We start from the raw sequence: 24,080 nt of genomic DNA on the forward strand, positions 1-24,080 counted from the left end.
TAAATCCAAAGACATGAACAGAGCACAGAAAGCAACACTCTCTTGAATGGAAAATCCACGATCTGACGCGTGATTCACTATCTTTGTTAGCTTGCTAAGGTAAGTACAGGCGGATATTATCGCTGGTTTACGGCGGAAGAACAACGCCAGCTTCGAGAGGCTGCCGATGAACGAGACTTTTTACTTCTGAAAACGCACTTTGATGCACTTTAGAGGGAAGGCTAGCGCGCTGGTTATCAAAATGTGATTAGAACGGCTTCATAGAATCGTTATGAATCATAAGAAAATTCACCGTGTGATGCGGAAATTTCAGACCCGTTGCTGCGATTCTTCAAGCGAATCCCTATCCTAAAATGGCTAAAGCCACGCATGAGCACCACACCTGCCCGAACCTCCTGAAGCGTTGGTTTGACCGGGGAGAGCCTGGAAATGGTATTGCTAACCGCCATTACTTATATGCATTATTGAAATGGCCAGCGGGCTTATTTGTCCTATGTAGAGGATGATGCAACAAAAGAAATCTTAGTTCACTACCTGTCCTCTTATTTGGAATTGTCTCTTATTCAACGAACACTGAAGCGACTGTTTAATCGTTTAGACGGGGAAGTACATCCGGAGGCTATCTTTCACTCTGATCAGGGATTCCATTACACACATCCTGAAATTCGTTCCATGATCGCTAAAGCTGGGTTTAAACAATCGATGTCACGAAAAGGAAACTGTTGGAATACTGCTTCAATGGAGACGTTTCTTCCCTACAAGAGCAGCGAGTTCGTGTCAACAAATACATAACTTATTACAATACCTAACGGTTCCAATAGACATTAAAAAGATGACTCCGGATGAATATAGAAGTCATCTCATTGCTGCTTAATGAATAAAGACCCTTTTCAAAAGGATCCACAAACGGGTTCACAGTTCAGTAATTCAATATAGGCTCGTTTTTTTATGTACGTATTCTTCTCCTTGCCCTGATACACAAACTTATACCTTAAAATAAAAAAGCCACTAAATGGGTATTATCCCTGGAAAGTTCTTGTCCTTGACTGTACTTAAGCCCCTCTCTCAGGAATGTCGTTAAATGAAATATGCCAAACGCAACTAATCTACGACTAAATTGCACACGAAGGTGACCAATCAAAATGATCAGCAACCTTCTTTTTTTGTTAAACTCTATACCTAATTAGTTCAATATCCAGAGCCTCCTAATCTCCTCGGGGTTCACTTGTGCCTTGCAGGATTTTAATAATAGGAATCTAACTCAGCCTTGGTTGCTTGTAATATAGTTACCCTCCCCATCCCTCAAGTGGTTCCCTGTAATAATACGCACCATCTTTTTGGGGAAGCTGTTCTAATTAATTCTATTCACTGTACCTCTACCTTGGATAAAAATTCTCATCCTCTCTATAATTAAAAATGGCTCTCTACAATTAGGTGGCTGAAATGTTCTCTTGGTGGAGCTTGGGGAAATGCCAACTCAGAACAATGCCGTCTTTAATTAAATCGGTATTCCGGTGCAAATACCATATTATAATGTCAGAAATCAGATAATGATTGAGCAAAAAGGAAATATGCCTGAACTCCAATTAATTCGAATGGCGATTCACAATTGGTACTTATAGCTTAAATGACATCTGCTAATTTTGCAGTGATCTCCTCGTCTCTTTTTCATCGAGATTCTGGTAAAGGATCTCCCATAATTCCCGGCTGTCTGCTCGATTAACTCTTACTGTTCATTTAAGAATAATTTGTACCATCATTCGCACATTCTTCGACCCATATTTACAAATATTAGTTCATGCTTGAAGTACATATCCCACAAAGGTTAGCAAAAGTACTTAGTCTCAACGCATAAAAGTGTGCATTGGCGAATGTAGGATGCTCCGGATACCTTAAAATTTCCAAGGCTACAGATGGCCAAATGTAATCCCGAGATGTAATGACCCGCTTGTAAAGTTCTCCACGCTCCGCATCCCCCCCCTATACGGTCCATTATTAGTTTTGATTCTGTCTTTGAAATCAGTTCAGTAATGGCAAGAGGTAAGGTTAGTGCATCCACCTCACCAAATAAGAGAAGACATCTCTCTGGGGATACCTCCCCTCGTGTCAGAACAATGGCTTTAAGCCAGTGATCACCACTTCGGTCGCTCTGTAATATCTTTATGACTTGAACTTGCTCTTGATGATGAGGGTTTGGCCAGTAATTTACGTACTCAGCGAGTGACATAGATACAATATAAGAATTTTGATGGTTCAATAGACGCTTAGCCAACTGCTCTCTCTATAAGTAATGCTCGAGTTAATATGAACCAGTAAAAAATCAAGATAGCCACTTGCATAGGCACTAGTACGTTTAAGCGAGATTGTCCGCTCCATCGATTCTACCCAAGTCTCAGTTTTCCACACAACCTGATCCTCGGTAAACACAGAAATTGTGGTGGAAGGAATGAGTATGAACACTCAGCTGTATTGCAAGCAGGCCAAATCCGTCTCTTAGCGTTTAGTGAGTAGACTAAATTTATAGATAGAAGTTTCGAAGAATTGACCAGTCTGGCTAGAGTCGATGGCAATCAACTGGAGCAAACCTTAGCCGGAAGCCTCATGAACAGATATCACTGATGACTTTGGTGCTCTGCAACCGTGTAAGTATTGGAATGACTTTCTTTCTCAATTGCAACCCGTACATGACGAGTTGAGGGTTTCGGAAGGTATGGGATAGGCTGAGACCTTATACAAGGAACTAGAGTGGGGAGGATATATTCAATGTGTTAATGAGCAATGGATGTTTTCTCACCCACTTATTATGAAGCGGCCATGCATGTAGAGAATCAACAAAGATTTGGACAGATACGTTTACTTGTTATCCTCCATCACCTGCTTAGTAGCGAATCTGTCGCTATCATCCTTAACACTATTCGCAGTTTAGAGCGAATAGTATTAAGCATATCCAGTGAATATCCGTAGTGAGTCAGAGAGATGCAATACAATCTTTAACTAACCCTTGCCCTACTATATGAGACAAAGCCTTAGTTTTATTAGCTTCTAGAATCAAGGATTTGCCACTTACTGAAATACAAGAGATCAAAAGCTATCATTTTTCGGAGCATAGGATCGAATGACATTATGAAATTCCATAGCTGAAGGACTATACACAATATGATATGCTTGAAGCAGGAGCTGACATAAATTTGTACAAGAGCAGCTTGGGCATGGCAGTGTCCAAATCACATCAGATGTGTATTCTCATATTTTCCAAGAAGTTAGAGAAGCGTAACATTGATAAATATGAAGAGTTCACTTCCCGTATTTTTGGATCAGAAAATCAAAAACCGGGGGACGTTTGGGGGACGCACCCTCAATAAAAGTGCAATCTCCTCAAAACGTCCCCCCGTTAAAACCTCAAAAATCCCGTAGTTACAAGGTTTTATTCAATTAATACAACGGGATATATTGATCGCGTTCCCATTGGTGGACTTGTGTAGGCCACTTCATATCCCAGCTGCTCCAATTCACCCAGACCGTCCTCGACCTGATATGCTCCTCCTTCAGTCCAACCGTGATCGATAGCCCATTCAATCCACTCGCGTACACGTGTAGGATGGTCCAGGGGGTGTAAGCTTCCCATTTTGATATATTATAAGGCACGTTAAAGAAAATAACTGATCAAATTTGCACGAAAAATGCCTTTCGTTACGCTATTCAGGACAATCTAATTGGTCTATTATTTATTTGATCGTGCCTAATTCTTATGACGACTGGATCAAATACATAGGCAGGACATTCACACCATATGTAGGAATTAACCCATGCGAAACTGGACGCCGCCTTAGAACGGTGTGTTGAACAGCAAGACTTATACAATGAAGCTTACGAACTTTTCAAAAATCATGATCTGCGCCCTCGCCAGCCAGAAATGGACAAACGTATATAGCTATCTCCCGAGCTTCAGTAACTGTACAGCCACTAAGAGATGGTCGATGCTCAGGCCGAAGGCACCAAAATGAAGCACGTAGTCGGTTGTGAATCCTGCATGTAAAGCCTGGTCCAGCATGTGAACAACCGCATCCGAATTCCAGGGAAAATATTCCATTATACGCTTGGATGGTCGGCGCAATACGCAGTTTTATTGGAAGAAAGGCATCAAGCGAAGTGGTCTCTGGAGCAAATTACGGAACACTTCCGTGCGGAAGGCCTGCCTATGATCTCCTTTAAGACCATTTATTGCTGGATCTACGCAAGACGTATAATCCAAGAGTCGTTTCAGGTTCCCTAGAAGCCCGCAGAAACACGCCACAAATTTGCCACCAGAGTTCTGATCGCCCGAAAGAGATTAATTCATTTTATCATACGGATAACGAGCAAATCTTAGAGCGTATTCAAAAGCTTCAAAATCAGGCATTCTTTGCTGTCTCGCTACCTGAATTGCTTTCTCTAAATCATAAGAGACTCTTCTCAACTGACAGGCTACGTTTCCTTGTTTAAGATCTAATATGGCGTAACTGGCACGATTATCTCCGTCATATGGCGCCCCTACACTTCCGCAATTCACATATACAGTCCCCCCTGAGTACCGAATATAAGAGTGATGAAGGTGGCCGTACAATAAGATTTTAGTTGATTCCTGCTGCTTCAATTGTTCCAGTTCATCCATCGGTGCCCATGCAGGAGCTGTATGAATTAGAGAATGCGGAGATGCGTGGTAACATTCTATGGATATATTTTCCAGCTCAAATTTATAAGCCATCTGTAGATTACCCAACCAGTTCTGTTCCTCCAGACTTAAACGTTCACAGTCATACTCATATGCCCTTTGGGTAATATCTTTATGCTTAATAGTCCAATTTTGATGAGGGTAACGAGTAAATAAATCGTCAAAATTCCCTCTAATGGTTGCCATTGGCTGCATCTTCCTTAACAATCCTAAGGATTCTGCTGGAAGCGGCCCCCGCATAGTGATGTCTCCAAGACATATTATTGCATCTGGAGTCTGTTTTTTGAGATCATTGATCACCGCTTCAAGAGCATATGAGTTGCTGTGGATATCCGATATTACTGCCAGTCTCATGAGGAACCTCCAGCCTTCACAAAGTCTTCTCTAAATGACTGGATGATAATTTCTGCCGCTCGAACATATCCTCCGGCATTGCGGAGAGATTGCCCCACTTTATGAGTGTTTAGAGCATAGGACTTCTTTTGCAGGACTTTCTTTACTGCTGCTTGCAATTCTCCAGAAGTCAAGTCCTTATTATTCAGTCTAACTCCAACGCCCAACTCGATAGCACGATCTGCAATCATAGGTTGATCTATAGCATTCGGAATCATTACTAGAGGGACATTAAAATAAATAGCTTCATTAGTGCTATTCATTCCGGCATGAGTCACAAATATAGAAGCACGCCTCAGAATTTCTAATTGTGGAACGTAATTACGAACAAGAAAATTATCCGGGACTGGACCGATTTCAGAAAGGTCAGTTTTCTTTCCCACAGACATTACAATAACTGCATCAAGTTCCTTTAAAGCATCAAAACAAATTTGATAAAAATCATTTTGACCGTTAAATATGGTTCCCATTGATATATAAATTAGTGTTTTGACACCATCTGAAACAGCATACTCGTCAGCCCATACTTCATTTCGATCATAAATTGAAGGACCAACAAATTGAAAACGATTATCAAATAAATGGGAATCATACTGAAAAAGTTTAGAAGTGAAAACAATATTTAATTGACTATTATATAAATATAGATCTGTAAAATGATCGAGGGGATAACCAAATTTTTCTGAAAACTGGGTTAAAGTGTTTTTGAATTTATCCGGAATCTGATCCTCCGATCGTGGACTAAACCAGTTCTTGGATTTTTCGTTATATGCAAATGTAGTCCATGTCACTATGGAAGGGAGATTTAGCATATATGCTATAACAGAACCATGCATTCCTTGAGCATCGTAAATAACATAATCATAAAATTCGTTTTGGGTGTCCTGAAGCACTCTATCTATAGCCTGTTCCATCCAAGTAAGACGATATTGGAATTTTTGGTATATATTGAAGGTTCGATTATTTGTTTCTCTTTGTTTGGAATCAAACGTGATACCATAGTTTCGATAACGTGCACCGGTAGCTTCAATTTTTTGCCGATATTCATCTATGCAATAATAGGTCACTTCTTCACCACGACGGATGAGCTCTGACGTCAGTCCCAGAGTAGGATTAACATGTCCCTCTGCAGGGTAACCGATAAACAATACGCGAGCACTATTCATATATCACAAACTCCTTATTTGTTTACAAGTTTAGTAGCAACCAGTCGAGCCTCTTGTCGTGCCCAACGATCAGCCTCCATTATTTCTTCCAAATTGGGTACAGAAATATTTACATGTTGATCCATGGTTGCAGAAATAACCCTTTCAATGTCCAAAAAGTTAATTTTTTCCTCTCTGAACATCGCGTTAGCGATCTCATTCGCGGAGTTTAATACAGCATTTATACTTCCACCAGCGCTTCCTGCCTCGTAAGCTAATTTTAGGCATGGAAAACGATCCAAATCTGGCTGATAAAAATGAAGTTTTCCAATCTGCGTAAGATCTAACTGGGCGGATCCATTTGAAAGTCTATGTGGATATCCCATAGCATATTGTATTGGTCCGTACATGTCGGGCATCCCTAATTGTGCTTTTACAGATCCATCCACAAATTGAACCATAGAGTGGACAATGCTTTCTGGATGTATAAGCACATCAATTTTGTTAAATGGGATATCGAAGAACCAGTGTGCTTCTAACACCTCAAATCCTTTATTCATCAGGGTTGCACTATCAACCGTAATTTTAGCTCCCATGGACCAATTAGGGTGCTTCAGCGCATCTGATAATTTGGCTGACTCCATCTCTTCTCGGCTACTTGTTCTGAAGGGCCCCCCCGAAGCAGTGACAATAAGTTTCTCCACTTTATCAATCTGTTCGCCCTGCAAGCATTGAAATATTGCCGAGTGTTCGCTATCAATTGGGTATAAGTTGCACTGTTTCTCCTTAGCAAGCGAGGTAACGATGTGTCCGGCAGCAACCAGCGTTTCTTTGTTGGCAAGTCCTATATCCTTACCTGAACTAATTGCTTCCAGTGTTGGAATAAGTCCTGCAGCTCCTACGATTGCATTCATTACGAAATCGGCTTCCACGTCAGAAACCAACTCTTTTAGCCCTTCAGTACCATAGAAAATCTGAACATTCGAAGGAATATTTAAACTCAACTGAATTGAATCTTCCTTAGTACCTACACAGACTTTTTGGGGTTTGAATTTATGTATCTGCTCGGTTAGCATAAGAACATTGGTATGTGCAGATAGCCCAACCACTTCAAAATGATCCGGATTCTCCTCGACAACTTTCAGTGTAGATGTGCCGATTGAGCCTGTAGAGCCTAATATAATTATTTTACGTCTCATGTTTCATCGTTCCCCTTATATATTATATTGTAGATTCAAAGATAGGACTTTTTGAAGCGCTTTTAATAAGAGTAAGTTTTCGCTTCTTGTACGAGAACTAATACGAAAAAAATAGGTAGAATCCTTCATTTTTTTTCCAGAGCATTCTTTAATATAAAAATTGAACTTAGTTAATAATTCATATGCAAGTAAATCTGCAGTCATTTGTTGATCTCTTATTTTGCATAGAATGAAGTTCGAATCTGTTTTAAAGACTTTAAGGTTTGGTATAGCTCGAAGTTGTTCATATAGCTCATCGGTTTCTTTACGCACCTGTACACAGCTACAATCATATTCTTTACGGTAGGAGGATAAATTCAAGATGAATTCCTCTCCGAAGCCATTAATATTCCAGATTGGTAGCTCACGTTGAATATCCTGAATTAAAAGTTTGTCCGATGAAGCTGCATACCCCAGACGTAATCCGCCAATTCCGAACGTTTTACTCATGCTCCGCAGAACGATAACACGAGGATACTCATTTAAATAATGCAAAAAACTATCTGTATCTCTTTGATTGGAGAAGTCCAGAAAGGACTCATCCACAATAAGTATCGTACCCAAGTCTTCTGTTGCACGATACAATCTGTGAATATCTGATTTCGAAATGAGTCGTCCCGTAGGATTGTTTGGGGTAACCATAACTACAGCTTCGGGTTGCTCTTTGTGTATAAAACCAATAAACGAATCCATGTCAAGATTAAACTCACAAGCTTCGTCCAAATGAAAAGTAACGGTCTGATCCGATCGAAAACAATCTGTATATTCATTAAAAGAAGGTTCTATTAGTGCAACCCTGCCTTTTATCAATCTTGGTAATACTTTTATAAGCTCAGATACACCGTTTGCTATTACAAGATTTTCACGATGGATTTCCAAAAAGTGTGATAAATGGTGCACTATATAACCTGATCCAGAAGGATAGTTTAATAACAAGTTATCAAATCTAGCTATCATTTTGTTTTTTAATTCAGATGGAGGGAAATGGAAATTATATATCAGTGCAAAATCCGTTATGGGATATCTCCAGTACCCTCCATGTTGATTTTTCAGCCTCTTATGTCGATCATCTGAAAATTGGAATTCTGATATACTCAAATCATAAATACAGTCAATCTCAGCCCATAACGAAGGATCAACTTCAATTACCTTAAACTTGATCCCCTGTGCTAATGCCTCTTTGAAGGTTTTCTCATAGTAATCACCCGTATGTCCTGCTTGCACTTGACGATCAAGTTCCTGTGAAATAAATGAACATAATTGTTCAGAGAGATGATAAATATTCGCTGTTTTGTATGGAGTACCAGACAGGGATAATGACATCTCATCTTTTGTGCTATACATGTCTGTCACCCAGCCCGAATCTCCAATTACAACGAAAGTTCCTTCCATAAGCCAGGATAATTCAGATACCACCATTAAATTACTATTATTAGAGTTAGAATTCATAAATTCTAATATTTTTTTATCAAAATATACATCTCCCTCAAGCAGAGTAACATTCTCATTGAGTTCTTCTTTTGCCAACCACAGTGAGTATATATTATTGGTATTTTCCCATTCTGAGTTTTCTATAAAGGTAATGTTTATTAGTTGTCTATACGGGTAAAGTGTTTTACGAATTTCATCACCTTTATATCCAATAACAATCACCAATTCGTTGTAACCAGAAGCGATTAATTGTTCTACTGCATTTTCCAAGATGGAATTATGATTCACACGCAACAAAGGCTTGGGCTGCCTTTTTGTAGAGATTCCAAGTCGACTTCCGCGCCCTGCACACAACATTATTGCTTTTTTATGCATTAGTAGGATTCTCCTTTTCAACAAAATAGTAGGGATCGTTGATTATTAGATGTTTTGCTAATTCAACAATCTCATTGTTATTTGCCGCTTCTACAGCAATATTATTCAAACAGGTTGTTCGTAAAACACCTTTTCTAAATAACGCAGCCCGAATTTTATCGAATCTTAATGTTGTCTTTTCTGTCTTCTTTCTTACATAAAGCTGAAAAGGGTAAATAATTGATCCATCACCTAAATCAGCTGGGTAATTCCAGATAGCAAACTCTCGATAGGGGACCATCATTCGTTCTTCAACCGCATGAATCACCGTACAGGAATTCCATGAAGCACCTAATATGATAGTAACAACATCGGAGCTTCCCAACCGCTCCACTGCTGTACCGGGACCATAGCCCGAGTCACTTCGGGTATTTAGAAACTCATCTTCTTTAGGGCCTTTAACCGAAAAGGAAAACATTGGATTTGGTGTTCTGCGAAACCCCAGATGTATTCGTGCCAGATCTGCAAATATACCTGTTTCTGAGCAGTCACTGAAAGTATATCGTTGTCGTGAAGGAAACGAAAATGTGAAACTGGGGAGCAAGATGGTTTTCCCCTCATCTATCAATTGATCAAGAAATTTCAGTAACCCGCCTAAATAGATTTCATCCCTTTCATACCCCAGCTGTGATAAAGCAGAATGAATAACCACAACATCCTCTCCCTTTCGAATTAAAGGAGATAATGAATCTGAAAGTTGCTGGCTAATATGAAGGCTACTATTCATACTGTTCTCATCCCCGTTCCATGTACTAATACTCTCATATAAACTGCAGCAAAGAAGGAATTATTCGTGGGGTAACTTCGTGTTGATAAAACCATACCCCATCAATTCTCCCTTGATACGAAGACTCTCCTCCGTTTAGGGCATTGGTACGTAAACCTGATCCTAGTCCATACATGTAAAAATGCTTTAAATGTTCACCATCCATTTTCAAAGGGTTACATGAGTCGTTGGTCACAACTACGCGTCCTTGACGTGCAAATACAATTTTCTCCCCATTGTCATCCACCATTTCCACCATATTCTCGTGATATCCGGTACACATCAAAACAATATCAGCCTTAACAATGAGATTCGAATACTCTACTTCACTAAGAGAGTTCAACGAACACATCTCAATATTCGTATAGACCCCCTTTAGAACATCTCTTCCCAGTATGAAAGAATCGTAACGGAGCCCTGAATAACGATTGACCCTCCCACTTAATGGACATACATCGGAGACAGGATCATATAGGTAACCATCCAAATCCGCTTCTTTTGTTGAATTGTAAAATAACCGGACAGGTTGACGATAAATTAAACGTAAGTCAATGGAAGATGACTGTAATTCAAATTGTTTCAATCGGGCAATACATGAAAACGCACTGTGCGAAGATCCTAAAATAATTACTTTTAATTTACGATCAATCCTGCGTAGTAACGTTTGAATTTGGTCATCGTAGACACCTTTAATAAAATCACTTGATAACCATCCCATTTGATATTGTTGGAGATCCAGTTTCTCTTGAACTCCTCCGATATTAAAGAGTACTTGCTCTGCAATCACTTGTTTGTTACCATCCTTACCTTCAGTATTTATTAAGTACCTCCCATCTTCACGTACAACAATTTGGGTTACACGAGCATGAAGGAAATCACTTTTTTCCCCACTCTCAACCTTCTCTTTTAGGTAAACACCAATATCAGATAAAAAGCGGCCAATCACTTTCAATGGCGGCGCTGTGTCACAGTGGTGTTGTAATTCGTGATAACTTGACTTTTCTTTAAGATATATAAGCAGTGGGCTGGATTCATTTTTAAAAATCTCCAAAAACACCTTACCTAAAGAATTTGCTGTGACACGGTATTTATTAATCTCCCCACCACCGATGTGCTGTGAGGGGTCAATCAGACAGATACCTTCTTTTAATAAATTGTCTAGCATCTGATGTTCTTCCAAATAAACCAAAGGAGATATCCCAGCGGGGCCACATCCACACACGACAAGTTTAAATTCTTGAATAGCCAATCCATTTACACCACCTTTTCACTCCTAATTGTTTTTTTAATTTTACTTACATCAATGCAGTCCGATCTATCTTTTTACTCGTGAAGTTCATCTCCAATCCAATACATATTACAAGACCTATTAGTGCTAATAAGCCTAGGGAAAGAAAACCCGCATAAGTCCCCCACCTCATTACAGTAAAACCGAGTATAAATTGACCTAATACACGCGACGAATTCATTGAACTGAAGTATAGAGCAGATGAAAGTCCAGTCTGTCCCGGAAGTTTGGTCTGTATAAAAATCATCAGACTGGAGAACAACACTACAGTGTATACAGTCCCGAACAACTGTATAAAAATTATCCAAGTAGGATTCTTTAAAAAGAAGAGCATCACAAAATAAATAACTTCGCAAACAATGCCGATGAGAAGTGTCTTGTAACTGCCCAACTTGTCATTAATCAGGCCCACAATCGGAAACACAAAAATCTCTATGATGGGTGGTAGCCCGAAAATAATAGCCAATACCCAGGGGGAAGCAAAATCATTCACCGATAAGGATAGTAGTGAACTTACAGACATATTTCCAGACAGCAAGCATACCGCCATCAAAACACTAAACGAAATAATGAAGAACTGTTTTTTAAACTCGATCCGAGCCTTGCGCTTGTGACTGTTACATCTCTTCCTACTCTCCTTCTTCAGATAGAATCTGGATCCTATAAACAAAAATGCGTGAAGGACTCCATAAACTAGAAAGAAGTACTTATATGTCACAACGTTGGCCAGCAAAATACCAAAAAACGGACCTACGATATAACCAAACGATACACCCGAACGAACGGTGGACGTTAGTATCCCCCTTTTGTCCTCATGTCCTTCTCTGATGATTTGATCCTCGATCATGGCAAAAAGGAGCGAACTCTTGGCAAACTGAGTAAGCCAGGTAATAGCAATCACTGACCATGCGTAAGGAAAAAGAGTATACATTATTCCCTGTAGTACCATAAGTAAAAGAGCTAATTCCAAAAGAACTTTACGGTTTCCCACTCGATCTGTCCAGTACCCCGCAATGACATTCAAAATTGGTGTGGCCAAACCGCTTAAAGCAAGTGTGAAAAAGACATATGAGCGTGGTAACTGAGCAACCTCCTCAATCCATAGTGGAAAAATGGGAATAGACATAGCACTAAACATCGAGACAATCGTTAAGATAGTAAAAACACTTCTATACTGGGAGTTTTTCCAGATAAGTTTGTACCCAGCTAGCAACTGTTCCATCTTCATGAATTGAATTAACCACCCTCGATTTATATTTACCTTTCAATATTTGTTCATTATGAACTAATTTGTATCAACTTCCTATTTTCCGACACCACTAGTTCCCGTAGATCCATGTCCCTAAGAATTTCCTGAAGTTCTTGAAGTTCAAAAGTAGTAATAAAATAGCAGATATCCGCAATTCTCGTTGCTTCTTTAACCATATTTTTCAACACCTGTGGATGTAATGTCTCAACCGTTTCTCCTAGTATAGAGACATTGAAATAGCGATCAGAAAAATCTGTCTTGGTTCCTAAAGCGTTTTCAAAATGTATTTTGGAATGTTTTACACCATTACTAATGATCCTTTCCAAACTATAATCAAACACTGTGTGAATATTCTGAGCAGCTTCCACAAATAAAAGGCCACCAAACGTAACTAATGATGAAGAAAATGATAATTTTTTTGTAATGGTTGGCAAGATTGAATCGTAGTAAGGCTGCTTCACCTTAGATAATTGAAATATCTTATCAAGTTCTTTCTGATAATCCTTTGCTTTTATACTATATTTTAATTCCAAATCGATAGACTTGTACTTGGCATAGAATTGATCCCAATTCGGTTTAGTATCTCTCTCATATGTTACTTCGTGAGGATAATGAACGCCTCTTACACCCGGATGAATCCGAAATTTCACATCCCTTTTATGTAATCTGTAAGCAAAATCCAAGTCTTCATTACCCCACTGTGTGAAATTCTCATCAAATCCTCCAATCGCCAGACTTGTTGAAACAGGAGCTGTTGTAATCGCGGTCCAATAATAAATCCAAGGAGCTGAAATACGATCAAATTCAAATTTAAAATCTTCATACATACCGATGCGAATGTCGGGATATTCTTCAATAAATTGTTCAGTCAAGATAACACACGGTTCTTCAAGTTCTATGCAGTTTTTAGCTATAGAATCAGATATTGGATACGGTTCCATTCCATGTGCATACCCAATGATAGCGATCTCTTTTTCCTGTTCATAAGCGTTTATAATTGATGAAATGCAATTGGAAGATAGGATCATTCCTGAGTCCACAAAAGCGGCAACCTCAAATTCAGCCAGTGCAAGCCCCCTGTTTCTAGCCCGTGCTACTCTAAATCCCCAATCTGGTTGATAAAAATATTGAATAGTTAGATTTTTTTCGTATTTCCTCACAATATTTATTGCTTCATTGCCGTTTGAACCATCGTCACACACAATCACTTCAAAGCTTCCTTTCTCAGCGTCTTGACTGACGAGTGAGCGTAACGTCAATTCAAGACAAGTCGCTCGATTATAAGTAGGGACAATTACAGATACTCTCATTTTGGCACACTCCATATAATTTAGTGATTTTTTTCTTTCTTTTACCTTTATTTAACACAAAAATTATACCATTTTAACAAACAAATGTATATAATATGATATATGTTACATTTTATAATGTCGAATTCGGGTCATACCGAGGTCAATTCCATATCATAAAAATAATTCTACCCATTACAACGTCAATCCTTTCAGTTCAATTCCCTACACCTATACAGTTAGATCATAGTGCAACACTCCTACAATCCAAGTTTTCGTCGGGTGCAGGGTTAACTCCAGACGATCAATGATTTTGCGTATGAGTTCATACGCGTGCTCCGAGTCCTTTTTCGTTATGCAGATGACTACAAAATCATCAGCGTACCGGGTTAGTTCACCGATTCCACTCCCATATTTCTCCCCCCCCATCCAATGTCGGAATCATATCGGAGTATCCTCCTTCCAGTTTCAGCGTCAGCCAGGAAATACATCGGCTGTCATTCTCAGGTAGTTGTCGGTTTAAGTGAATGAATCATGGCATCAAGCCGCTTGCTTGACATAATGATCAGTTGTGACGCGTGAGTACGACTTGCGTACGCAACATTGCTTAAAACGTTCGTTTATGGTGATGAAATAGGAATCTTCTGGACTGTATGGTATCTGAAAGAACGTGCAGCATCTCGACTCGGAATCTACGTCTTACGGCCATCCATTCGTTCTTGCGATACGTGCAGTACGAGGAACCGCCGGGCTTTTTCATCTTCAAAAAACGATGTTGGAGCATCTGTCGCCAGCCACTCGGGATGCCCAACGGCCTTGGTTTCCGATCTTTCTTCGGGATGTAATGCCGTCTTACGAGCTATGGATGGTAGGTTCCTTCTTTCAGCTCGCTCGCAAGACTTGAGAAAGTTCAATCCTCCTAGTTCCTCGATGTCTGCCAGCGTCACCGCCTTTACGCCTGCCGCTCTCTTGTTCACTTTCACTCGTCTCCAAGCTTCGCACGCACATCCCAGCGGTAGACTTTGTCATACAAGTCATGAAATTTACACTTGTTGTTCCCCTTGGCCGCATGACCTAGCTTTTCCTGGAGTTGTTGAACTTTTTCCTTGGGTGTCGTTATCATTAATAAAGATACTATTTTATAGGAAACGGAGACATGATCATGATCTATGTTGCTTTGCTTCGGGGCATTAACGTCGGCGGGAACAATAAAATCAATATGAAGCATCTGAAGGAACCGTTTGAACAAGCAGTCATGCTGGATGTGGTGACCTACATCAACTCGGGCAACATTATATTTTTTGATCATCAGGAACGCGTCCACGCCAATGCGAAGATATCTCATGTGCTTGAACAGGTCATAGCTACCGATTTTGGCTTACATATCAAGGCTATGGTACGTAATATGGATGAGATGCAGACCGTACTCCAGGCATTGCCTGAGGAATGGGCCAATTATGAAAAGGCCAAGAGTGATGTCATGTTCCTCTCGGATAAGGTAAACGGCGTCTCGGTTCTGGACAAGCTGCCTATCAGACCAGAAATCGGCACATTGCTATACGTTCCCGGAGCCATTTTATATTAGGTAAGCAAAGAAAATGTCACCAAAAGCGGCATGAACAAGCTTGCGGCTCCTCCATCTACAAAAGGAACAACGTATGTATCTCCCAAAACGCTAAAGCTAATCACAGATCGATTGATCCTGGAACAAAATAAACCCGGATTTGAATGAATAGCTTTCTTTCAAATGCCCGGTGGCTGAGCTGAAATATCAGCCTCCACTCCGGATGGTCAACGTCTGCTCGTAACCGAAGCCGACAATGGCAGCATTTCGGTGCTGGATATTGCCGATCTGAACAAAATCAGCGTATTGCGGACGATCAGCTTCCATTAGATGCAGATTTGAGGACAAACATTGCATTTATTGTTTCATTTTTGATTCACGATATGTTCTACCACTCACTCCTACCTTTCCGCAATTTATATAATCAAAACTCGCCTTCATTATTCAAATAGCTTCGTTGAAAACCTCACGTTGTACTTAAGACAGTCTCTCCAAGGCTAAACTGAATAATCTATCCATCTCTTTCTGGATTGTCAACATTAGTTTAGACAACTTGCGCTTCAGCAATTCGTGTACGCACACAGAAGGAAAGGATGGATGAGCAAGAAGATGTACACGTCCGCCGAGCCTTCCAATTAAAAAGTACGGAACAAAGGGGCTCGTTCCATCTAAATTACGCTGGAATGACAATTTCAAATCATCTATAATCTCAAGCGAATTCGAAGGTCATGAACTTTATCCTTAAAGGCCCAAAGAACGTACTGTGGTGCATTATCTCAGTATTTTCATGCTATGAACATGAATTGTCCAAAATTCTTTTAAAAATAAGGTTGCGTTTAGTAGTTGGTTCCTTGATCGGAATGAAGGCGTCTTGACTCCGCTTGAATCTACGATTTCTCTGTAAGTGGAGCAATGAGTTTTGTCCCCAGATCTCTGGTCATTCTTTCGGACAGGTGTTAAGCCAAAACCTCTTTTGTCGAGCTACCTTTAATGGTGAACAGACATGCTCTCTTGCTTTTACCATAATTGAAGTTTTAACATGCGTTGTAGCAAATTAGGTACCGTCCGCTGTTCATGGGTTGCCTTCATATTTGTTTGTATGGTTTGGCTTTTCGATGAGAACATACGATATCCTAATTGTTCTCACTAAAAACTGCACAATACAGAGATCATCTTGTTCAAGCCATATGAGTCATTTTTAGAAATGTTCTTTACATAGGGTACAATTTACAATCTGTGAGTTTTTTTGTTTTTCAAGATATGGTTTACGGCTGTAGGTTACCCATAACTCGTAACGATAAAACTCCATAAAAAAAAGCCGCTATTGCGGCTCAGATTTGTTTATTTAGGAAGTTTCTTACTTCATCTGGTTTTCTCTTCCTCCATTAACCGTCCATATCTATAAATGTACCTTTTAATCTTCCTAACTGAAGCTGTCGAATAACCGCTTCCTCAGATACATTCATAATTTGTGACAATTCGCTGGATGTATAGTAGTCATCTACTTTAAACTCCGGTGGAATTTCTACGCTCATGTCAGAAAAGAACATGTACATGTGTTCACATGCTGTCTAAGCAGTACCATAGATTAAATAATGATAGCCAACAAAACATTGCCCATTTATTAAATTACAATAATTTTGGTTATGGTTATATATTCTTTTCCATTCTGGCATTCGGTACAAGTTCTCGTCTTTAGCTTGGGCACAAGCTTGTATAGATAAAAGAAAAAACTCTAAAATAGCGACATCTACGGAGATATGTTCTTGTCACTTCATAAACCCTTTTTTTAAAAGAAGGGGAATGAGTATCCTATGTCGCATTCATATTTTCAAGCATAGGTATAGGCAAATGCTCTGAAATGGGGTACAATTCTTATAGTTACTTTTTCAGTAAGAAACCTCTGTACTAATCCAAACATAACTTTTTGAGTTAGATATAACTCCTGTACTTAAACGAGCCTTGATACTGAAGGCTCGTTTTTTGATGTATCTTGTAAAATATCTTTTCCGTTACTAATTCGAAGATTTTCCTTTTTACATCTTTCAACAACAACATTTTACTGCTCTGTTCGATACTTTGATTAACTTGCGCTTACACCGCTGTAAGGCGGTTTTACATACACAAAAAAAGAAATAACGTTCTATACAGTACCCGTTCTCTCGAGATGTGCCATCATCTCTTATCAGAAGTTTTCCCATCATTCCTACAGCTACCCATTCTGGACGCTCCAACCGAGAAACGTAAGTCTGTAAAGGATCATACTGAGGATTGATTAATGCTGTTTTCAACGTGTGTGATGGGACTGTAACCTCCCCGTTTCCATCTTTTCATGGACGCTCTCCTCATTTCATTTAGTGTATCTGAGGCGGCTTAGAGTGTCCAATTGGATTAGGAGGCTTTAAAAACATAAAAGGGGTTCTTAATAAATACATTATGCTAATTCTGCAGAATATGAAGTTTAAAGCTTCACATAATCAATGGTTTGATGCAGCTCTGCCTTCTCCATCTTCCAAAAACATTAAAATCTCTGAGGAACTCATCGAACTTATCCCTCAAATCGATGACCAAGGAGCACTTCGAAGCTCACCCTCCAGCTTCGTTGTTAACTTTACCGCATACGTACTCTCCGTATAGGACGGATGCTTTCCATATAAAAGCTCGATCTTCCATAATGCCTCAACCGTTTTTGGCATCTCGCTGAACTGAACATTCGGCGCAAACCATCAAGCCCCTAGAAAAGAAAAAAGACGACCCACCAATTCGAGTCGCCTTCATTCCAACTCAATGCCAGTTTAAAAAATCACGAAACGACCCAAACAGCTCCGTCAAAATACACCCCGAAAATGAAGGGGAACTAGAGAAGCTGAAGAACAATTGGATCGGACAAACTTCATGAATAAGCATAAATCTTCATAATAAACAGAAAAGAGCGCTAAGTACACAAGTAGATCTTATATAAACTCGAAGTCATAGCTCACGTTTTTAAAACTTGATGATACGAACAAACACTCTAAACAGCGACCTATTGTAAATCATCACCATAAGATATCATTATTTTAGCCCGGTATCGGTTAGTATTAATCCACATTTACAGGCTCGATCACTTCGAATAAAAATGGATTACCATTTAAATATTCTCTTATGTATGCTTGGGCATACTTTTGTTCAGCGATTAAACTGGTTGTTTCTCTTGGATCAGAGGAGTGATGGCAGGAGTTCTCGATTATGAACATGACAAAAAAACATTCCAGATCCCGAATATAGTCCGTTTCCAACTTCCTAATACTCTCATAACCTTGGATAAGCATCCATCGATGCTTTGGCCAAAGCTCCAATATGGTGCCTGCCATATCGTAGAGATAATATCCGTACCCACATCTTCCAAAATCAATCGGATAGGGTTGATTATCCTCAAATACCATATTACCGGTATGTAAATCAGCATGAATGAGCCCATAGTTATGTTCACTTGGATGCATCGTGGTAAGTTGGGATACAACCTTCTCAGCTGCATCTTGATAGAGCTTCCATCCCTCTTCGGATAAAAAACGCTCATAGTAACGTTCCAACTTAGCCATTTCACGTTTAAAACTTTCTACTCCCCAAGTAGGTCTTACAAAATCAGAAGGTGGATTGAAATCCTTTGCTGCTTCATGGAGCCTGCTCATCAATACACCCATATTATATGCTTGACTATCTGTAAATTCACCTGCTGCTTTTTCACCCTCTATCCATCGCATCATCGTTATATAAGGGCGCCTATATCCTGTCTCTGTTTCGATGTCCAATACATAAATACCATCACAATTTGCCATCCCTTCTGGTACTTTTAGATCTTTCGATTTGTTCAGTGCTTGTAACAGTAGGAGTTCCGAACGAATTTCCTCTCTGCTTAATCGGTCCGAATGAATGCGAAGTAAATAATTGTTATCTGTACTGGTTTCAATTTTATACGTGATCGTATCGGATAGTTGAATAAACTGGATGTTATCCCATTCTAAGTTATACTTTCGAATTGCAGATAAAGCGACTTTCCTTGCTCTGATTAATAACGCCCGCCGTTCTTCATCAGTATCAAATCTAAAAAAATCATTCATTTGTTATCCCCCCTGCAGTTTTTATGAAGTAAATCAACTACTTCTCTTATATGTTATTATAACGATAGTAAAAGCTTGAAAATATGTAATAAACAATTTAAACTATACTATACACAAAAAAGTCACATTAGGATTTCTTCCAATGCGACTTTTGTTAAGCTATTATTTTGTATAAACGATCTTTTTAATAGTATCGCTTGAAAGGAAAAATCGATCTGAAAGTTTCTCGATAGTGTCACCATCGAGAAACTTTCGCCGGATTTCATCATTTCTAAGATTATAATTTTTCTGCTGCCTGAATTTTCACCCCGATTTTTAACTCAAACCTTTTGATTTAGGGACGTAAACCAATCCACCGTTCATATACTTTTGTATTTCATTTAGTAATTCTTCCGGAAAGATGATGTCGGCATTTACATATCTCATGATAGCCGCTCCTTAAAATAGTTGAATTTTAAGGTAGCAAAGTCTACACTATAACAATTATCACTATCCAGATTTAAGCGGTTACTTATATTATTAGCTCTATACAAACAACCGCCGTTGTTCATAAAATAGACTTTGCATAGAACATATCTCGAACATTGTCATAGTGTCTCTCCTTCATAAATAACATTCAAACTATCTTCATCGGAAATAGAATGCTATCTCAATAGTAACATATTACTCCAAGTGGGCGAAGTGTCCACAATATACAATTAAGTCGTTTGAGCTAAACTGTCACATCTCATCTATTCCTTACGGACCATCAATATTAGACATTCCGCATGTATCGAGTACGTGAATACTTTAAGCTCCTTCCTGCAAACTCAGCGTTGCCGATGCGATATCCAGTTCAATTCTCTGCTTTATCACTAGCGATGATATGGTTCACCTCAGTTAATCTTAAACTAAACTGCCCGCCAGCTTAATGAATTAGAGCAGTGACAAGTAGTTAAATACTTATCTAATCGGTAATCAAATCATTCCTTTTCGGCAATCGGTACAAGTTCTGGTCTCGAACCAAGGACAAGAACTTTAAAGCTAAAGTATGATCAAATCCTGTGAAATAGGGTAGAATTGTTTTAGTTACTTTTCCGCAAGAAACCTCTGCACTAATTTAAACATAGTTATTGGAGCCAAATATGACTCCTGCACAAACGAGCCTTAGTTACCGAAGGCTCGTTTTTTGATGATTTTTTTAAAATATCTTTTCCGACTTTAATTCGAAGCTCTTTCTCCTTTTTCATCTTTAACCCAGAATATTTCACTACTCTGCTCAAAATTGATTAACTTACGCTTATATTGCTGTGAGGCGGTTTTACATACAGAAAAAACTAACGTTCTAGTAGGGAGGAATGAAATTGGCAAGTTTTAAGAAATTAAAAAGTGGCTGGAGGTATCGGTTAAAATACACCGATCCATTCACTCAACAACAAAAGGAGAAATCAGAGGCTGGTTTTCGAACTAAACCAGAAGCTGAATTGGCTGCTGCAGAATATCTAAAACAGCTAAAGCAAGGGTTCGAACAGACAGACATTCCTCTGGTCGATTACATTCGGAATTGGATAGATAACTACAAAAAAGGTGTTGTCAGAAAGAACACAATCAAACTACATGATAACAATCTTAACACCCATATCAAACCTTATTTTAAGCGTCTGATGCTCCAGGATTTAAAACCAGATATGTATCAAGTCTTTTTGGACTCTCTATTTAAAAAGGGACTCAGTAAACGAACGGTCGAGATCATTAACTCCACAGTATACTCAGCCATAGAGCATGCATTGATTCAAGGGAAAATATTACGCAATCCATGTAAAGGTTCAATTATTAAAGGAGCGCACAAAAAGAAGACGATCCAATTCATTGATTCAGAGGACATTCCCAAATTTCTTCATACTGCTCGAGGAGATGGGTACATTTATTGGATTTTCTTTAAAGTGCTGATTGAAACGGGGTTACGAAAAGGTGAGGCTGCCGCTCTAAAGTGGTCGGATATCAATTTCAAAGAAAAGACGATCCGCGTAGATGAAACACTCGATTTCCAAGCTGAAGACGAGGACGAACTTTTCGGAGATACAAAAACCGAAAATTCCACCCGCACAATTAGTGTAAGTAACGGAATTATTAATGATTTAAGGTATCATGCTTCATGGCAGAATCAGAATAAGATCAATTTAGGGGAGTCAATGTACAGACACGATTTAAACCTAGTCTTGTGCAAAAACGACGGTAGTCCGATGCCTAAATCTAGTCTCTTTAATGCTTCGAAGAGGATTTTGAGAAAGGCTGGTTTGAGTGAGGAATTAACAATTCACTCCTTGAGACATACCTATGCCGTGGTCATGCTTGAAGCTGGGGCTGACATAAAATTTGTACAAGAGCAACTTGGGCATGGCAGTGTGCAAATTACATCCGATGTGTATGCTCATATTTCTAAAAAGCTAGAAAAGAGAAACATTGATAAATATGAAGAGTACACTTCCCGTATTTTTGGATCAGAGAATCAAAAACCGGGGGACGTTTGGGGGACGCAACCTCAATAGAAGTGCAATCTCCTCAAAACATCCCCCGGCTAGATACTTCAAAACCCCGTAGTTACAAGGTTTTTTCAATTAGTACAACGTAATATATTGATCGCGTTCCCATTGGTGGACTTGTGTTCTATACATATCCCACTCAATTTCTTTCAGCTCATAGAAGTGAGCCAAGGCGTGGTCGCCGAGAGCATCGCAGATTACTTCGCTGCGGATCAATTCATTCAATGCTTCTTTCAGGTCAGCTGGCAAGCTTGGAATGCCTTCTTCCACACGCTCTTCTTCTGACATGATGTAGATGTTACGGTCAATTGGAGTTGGTAAGGAAAGCTCACGTTTGATTCCGTCCAGACCTGCTTTTAACAGAACAGACAAAGCCAGGTAAGGGTTAGCAGCCGGATCCGGGTTACGAACCTCAACACGTGTACTCAGACCACGGGAAGCTGGAATACGAATCATTGGGCTACGGTTACTAGCAGACCATGCTACATAACAAGGTGCTTCATAACCTGGTACAAGACGTTTGTATGAGTTCACAGTTGGGTTAGTAATTGCTGCAAACGCACGTGCGTGCTTCAGAGTTCCAGCCATGAAGTGACGAGCAGTTTTGCTCAGACCCAACTCGTCCGACTCATCAACAAATGCGTTCTCATTGCCTTTGAACAAGGATTGGTTACAGTGCATACCGGATCCGTTCATACCAAACAGTGGTTTCGGCATGAATGTAGCATGTAAACCATGCTGACGTGCAATCGTTTTAACAACGAGTTTGAACGTTTGGATCTGGTCAGCAGCTTTCAGAGCATCAGCATATTTGAAGTCGATCTCATGCTGACCTGGAGCTACCTCATGGTGGGAAGCTTCGATCTCAAAGCCCATTTCTTCAAGTGTGATAACGATGTCACGACGACAGTTTTCACCAAGATCCGTAGGCGCAAGGTCGAAATAACCACCTTGGTCATTCAGCTCGTTAGTTGGGTTTCCTTTTTCGTCTGTTTTGAACAAGAAGAACTCGGGTTCAGGACCAACGTTGAAGGAAGTGAATCCCATATCTTGGGCTTCCTTCAGGTTTCGTTTCAAGATGCCACGTGGATCTCCTGGGAATGGATTACCATCCGGAAGATATACGTCGCAAATCAGGCGTGCAACACGGTTCTCTGCAACCCATGGGAAAATAAGCCAAGAATCTAGATCTGGATAGAGGTACATGTCGGACTCTTCAATACGTACATAACCTTCAATGGAAGATCCATCGAACATCATTTTGTTATCCAGAGCCTTAGTCAACTGACTCACAGGAATCTCAACGTTTTTGATAGCTCCAAGCAAATCAGTAAATTGCAATCGAATGAATCGTACGTTTTCTTCTTTCGAAATGCGGAGAATGTCTTCTTTTGTATAACTCACTATAACCTCTCCCTTTCTTATCTGCGTATTTGGCTTGCCTGTTATATTTGTACATTAGAAAGTTCCACGGGTCAAGGAGTCTCACACCAAAAGTGCATGTTTTCCCCTCACTCGCCAAGTTATGCGAATTTAGTTTTTATTAAAGAATCGGGAAAGCTCTCCCTGAATGAGAGATACTTGTCCTGGTCTCTTACCTGATACAAGCTGCTGCTTCAGCAAGCGGTGCAACTGCGTATCGGACAGCTCTCTGCGTTTAACTTCAGTATCTGGCGTGATAACTGTAGCTTCCTCGGATTCTTTTGAAACAGGATTCATCACTTGTTTGATGCCCGCGATGTTAACTCCTTTTTCAATCAAAGCCTTGATCTCTAGCAATCTCTCTACGTCATTAAAAGAGAATAACCGTTGATTACCTGACGTTCTCGCAGGAACGATCAAGCTGTGCTGCTCATAGTAACGAATCTGACGTGCAGACAGATCCGTAAGTTTCATTACAATACCAATTGGGAATAAGGCCATATTTCTGCGGATTTCATCACCCATGTTCATCAACCTTCCAGTCATCT

At 39.7% G+C, this 24,080-nt stretch carries 16 protein-coding genes and 2 pseudogenes; 3 read left to right on the forward strand and 15 right to left on the reverse strand.

Going from position 1 to position 24,080, the window contains the following annotated elements:
• Window positions 1-486 precede the first annotated feature (486 nt).
• Window positions 487-792, forward strand: coding sequence for a DDE-type integrase/transposase/recombinase (locus MHH92_RS17450; RefSeq protein WP_253509151.1), 306 nt, complete (start codon window positions 487-489; stop codon window positions 790-792).
• 2,632 nt (window positions 793-3,424) lie between these two features.
• Here the strand turns inward: MHH92_RS17450 and MHH92_RS17455 are convergent.
• The 10 genes from MHH92_RS17455 to MHH92_RS17500 form a co-directional block, all read right to left on the reverse strand.
• Window positions 3,425-3,625, reverse strand: a complete 201-nt coding sequence (locus MHH92_RS17455) for a hypothetical protein (RefSeq protein WP_253509153.1) — start codon at window positions 3,623-3,625, stop codon at window positions 3,425-3,427.
• Window positions 3,626-4,330: 705 nt separating this feature from the next.
• Complete coding sequence (locus tag MHH92_RS17460; RefSeq protein ID WP_253509158.1) at window positions 4,331-5,065, reverse strand: metallophosphoesterase family protein; 735 nt, start codon at window positions 5,063-5,065, stop codon at window positions 4,331-4,333.
• Window positions 5,062-6,270 carry a macrolide family glycosyltransferase gene (locus tag MHH92_RS17465; protein WP_253509160.1) on the reverse strand — a complete coding sequence of 403 codons (1,209 nt, stop codon included), beginning with the start codon at window positions 6,268-6,270 and terminating at the stop codon, window positions 5,062-5,064. The genes MHH92_RS17460 and MHH92_RS17465 overlap by 4 nt, the downstream gene beginning before the upstream one ends.
• Before the next feature lie 14 nt (window positions 6,271-6,284).
• The gene (locus MHH92_RS17470; RefSeq protein WP_253509162.1) at window positions 6,285-7,448 is read right to left on the reverse strand and encodes a 1-deoxy-D-xylulose-5-phosphate reductoisomerase; all 1,164 of its coding nucleotides are present in this window, start codon (window positions 7,446-7,448) and stop codon (window positions 6,285-6,287) included.
• A gap of 15 nt (window positions 7,449-7,463) precedes the next feature.
• A complete protein-coding gene (locus MHH92_RS17475) occupies window positions 7,464-9,293 on the reverse strand; it encodes an aminotransferase class I/II-fold pyridoxal phosphate-dependent enzyme (protein ID WP_340905242.1) in 1,830 nt (609 codons plus the stop codon).
• Entirely contained in the window at window positions 9,286-10,059 is a 774-nt protein-coding gene (locus MHH92_RS17480) for an AAC(3) family N-acetyltransferase (RefSeq protein WP_253509166.1), read from the reverse strand. Before MHH92_RS17480 ends, MHH92_RS17475 begins: the two co-directional genes overlap by 8 nt.
• Window positions 10,060-10,093: 34 nt before the next feature.
• A complete protein-coding gene (locus tag MHH92_RS17485; protein ID WP_253509168.1) occupies window positions 10,094-11,347 on the reverse strand; it encodes an FAD/NAD(P)-binding protein in 1,254 nt (417 codons plus the stop codon).
• A gap of 46 nt (window positions 11,348-11,393) precedes the next feature.
• On the reverse strand, window positions 11,394-12,614 hold the full coding sequence (locus MHH92_RS17490; protein ID WP_253509170.1) for an MFS transporter: 1,221 nt from the start codon (window positions 12,612-12,614) through the stop codon (window positions 11,394-11,396).
• 50 nt (window positions 12,615-12,664) lie between these two features.
• Entirely contained in the window at window positions 12,665-13,945 is a 1,281-nt protein-coding gene (locus MHH92_RS17495) for a glycosyltransferase (protein WP_253509172.1), read from the reverse strand.
• 671 nt (window positions 13,946-14,616) lie between these two features.
• Window positions 14,617-14,901 (reverse strand): hypothetical protein, encoded by a 285-nt coding sequence (locus MHH92_RS17500; protein WP_253509176.1) that lies wholly within the window; start codon window positions 14,899-14,901, stop codon window positions 14,617-14,619.
• Window positions 14,902-15,086: 185 nt separating this feature from the next.
• Here MHH92_RS17500 and MHH92_RS17505 point away from each other — a divergent pair.
• Window positions 15,087-15,506 (forward strand): annotated as a pseudogene (locus tag MHH92_RS17505) (DUF1697 domain-containing protein); the annotation flags it as partial.
• Window positions 15,507-15,695: 189 nt separating this feature from the next.
• Here the strand turns inward: MHH92_RS17505 and MHH92_RS17510 are convergent.
• The 3 genes and pseudogenes from MHH92_RS17510 to MHH92_RS17520 form a co-directional block, all read right to left on the reverse strand.
• Window positions 15,696-15,845, reverse strand: coding sequence for a hypothetical protein (locus tag MHH92_RS17510; protein ID WP_340905247.1), 150 nt, complete (start codon window positions 15,843-15,845; stop codon window positions 15,696-15,698).
• A 1,688-nt stretch (window positions 15,846-17,533) separates the two neighbouring features.
• A pseudogene (locus MHH92_RS17515) lies at window positions 17,534-17,788 on the reverse strand (peptidase G2 autoproteolytic cleavage domain-containing protein); the annotation flags it as partial.
• A gap of 780 nt (window positions 17,789-18,568) precedes the next feature.
• Window positions 18,569-19,588 carry a phosphotransferase enzyme family protein gene (locus MHH92_RS17520; RefSeq protein ID WP_047843405.1) on the reverse strand — a complete coding sequence of 340 codons (1,020 nt, stop codon included), beginning with the start codon at window positions 19,586-19,588 and terminating at the stop codon, window positions 18,569-18,571.
• Between the two features lie 1,343 nt (window positions 19,589-20,931).
• Between MHH92_RS17520 and MHH92_RS17525 the strand changes: the two genes are divergently transcribed.
• A complete protein-coding gene (locus MHH92_RS17525) occupies window positions 20,932-22,116 on the forward strand; it encodes a tyrosine-type recombinase/integrase (RefSeq protein WP_340905249.1) in 1,185 nt (394 codons plus the stop codon).
• A 69-nt stretch (window positions 22,117-22,185) separates the two neighbouring features.
• Here the strand turns inward: MHH92_RS17525 and glnA are convergent, their stop codons facing one another.
• Window positions 22,186-23,514 (reverse strand): type I glutamate--ammonia ligase, encoded by a 1,329-nt coding sequence (gene glnA / locus MHH92_RS17530; RefSeq protein ID WP_036613569.1) that lies wholly within the window; start codon window positions 23,512-23,514, stop codon window positions 22,186-22,188.
• 129 nt (window positions 23,515-23,643) lie between these two features.
• A complete protein-coding gene (locus MHH92_RS17535; protein ID WP_017687924.1) occupies window positions 23,644-24,057 on the reverse strand; it encodes a MerR family transcriptional regulator in 414 nt (137 codons plus the stop codon).
• Window positions 24,058-24,080: the final 23 nt, after the last annotated feature.

The sequence above is a fragment of the Paenibacillus sp. FSL M7-1414 genome, assembly GCF_038003195.1.
GTDB lineage: Bacteria > Bacillota > Bacilli > Paenibacillales > Paenibacillaceae > Paenibacillus > Paenibacillus amylolyticus.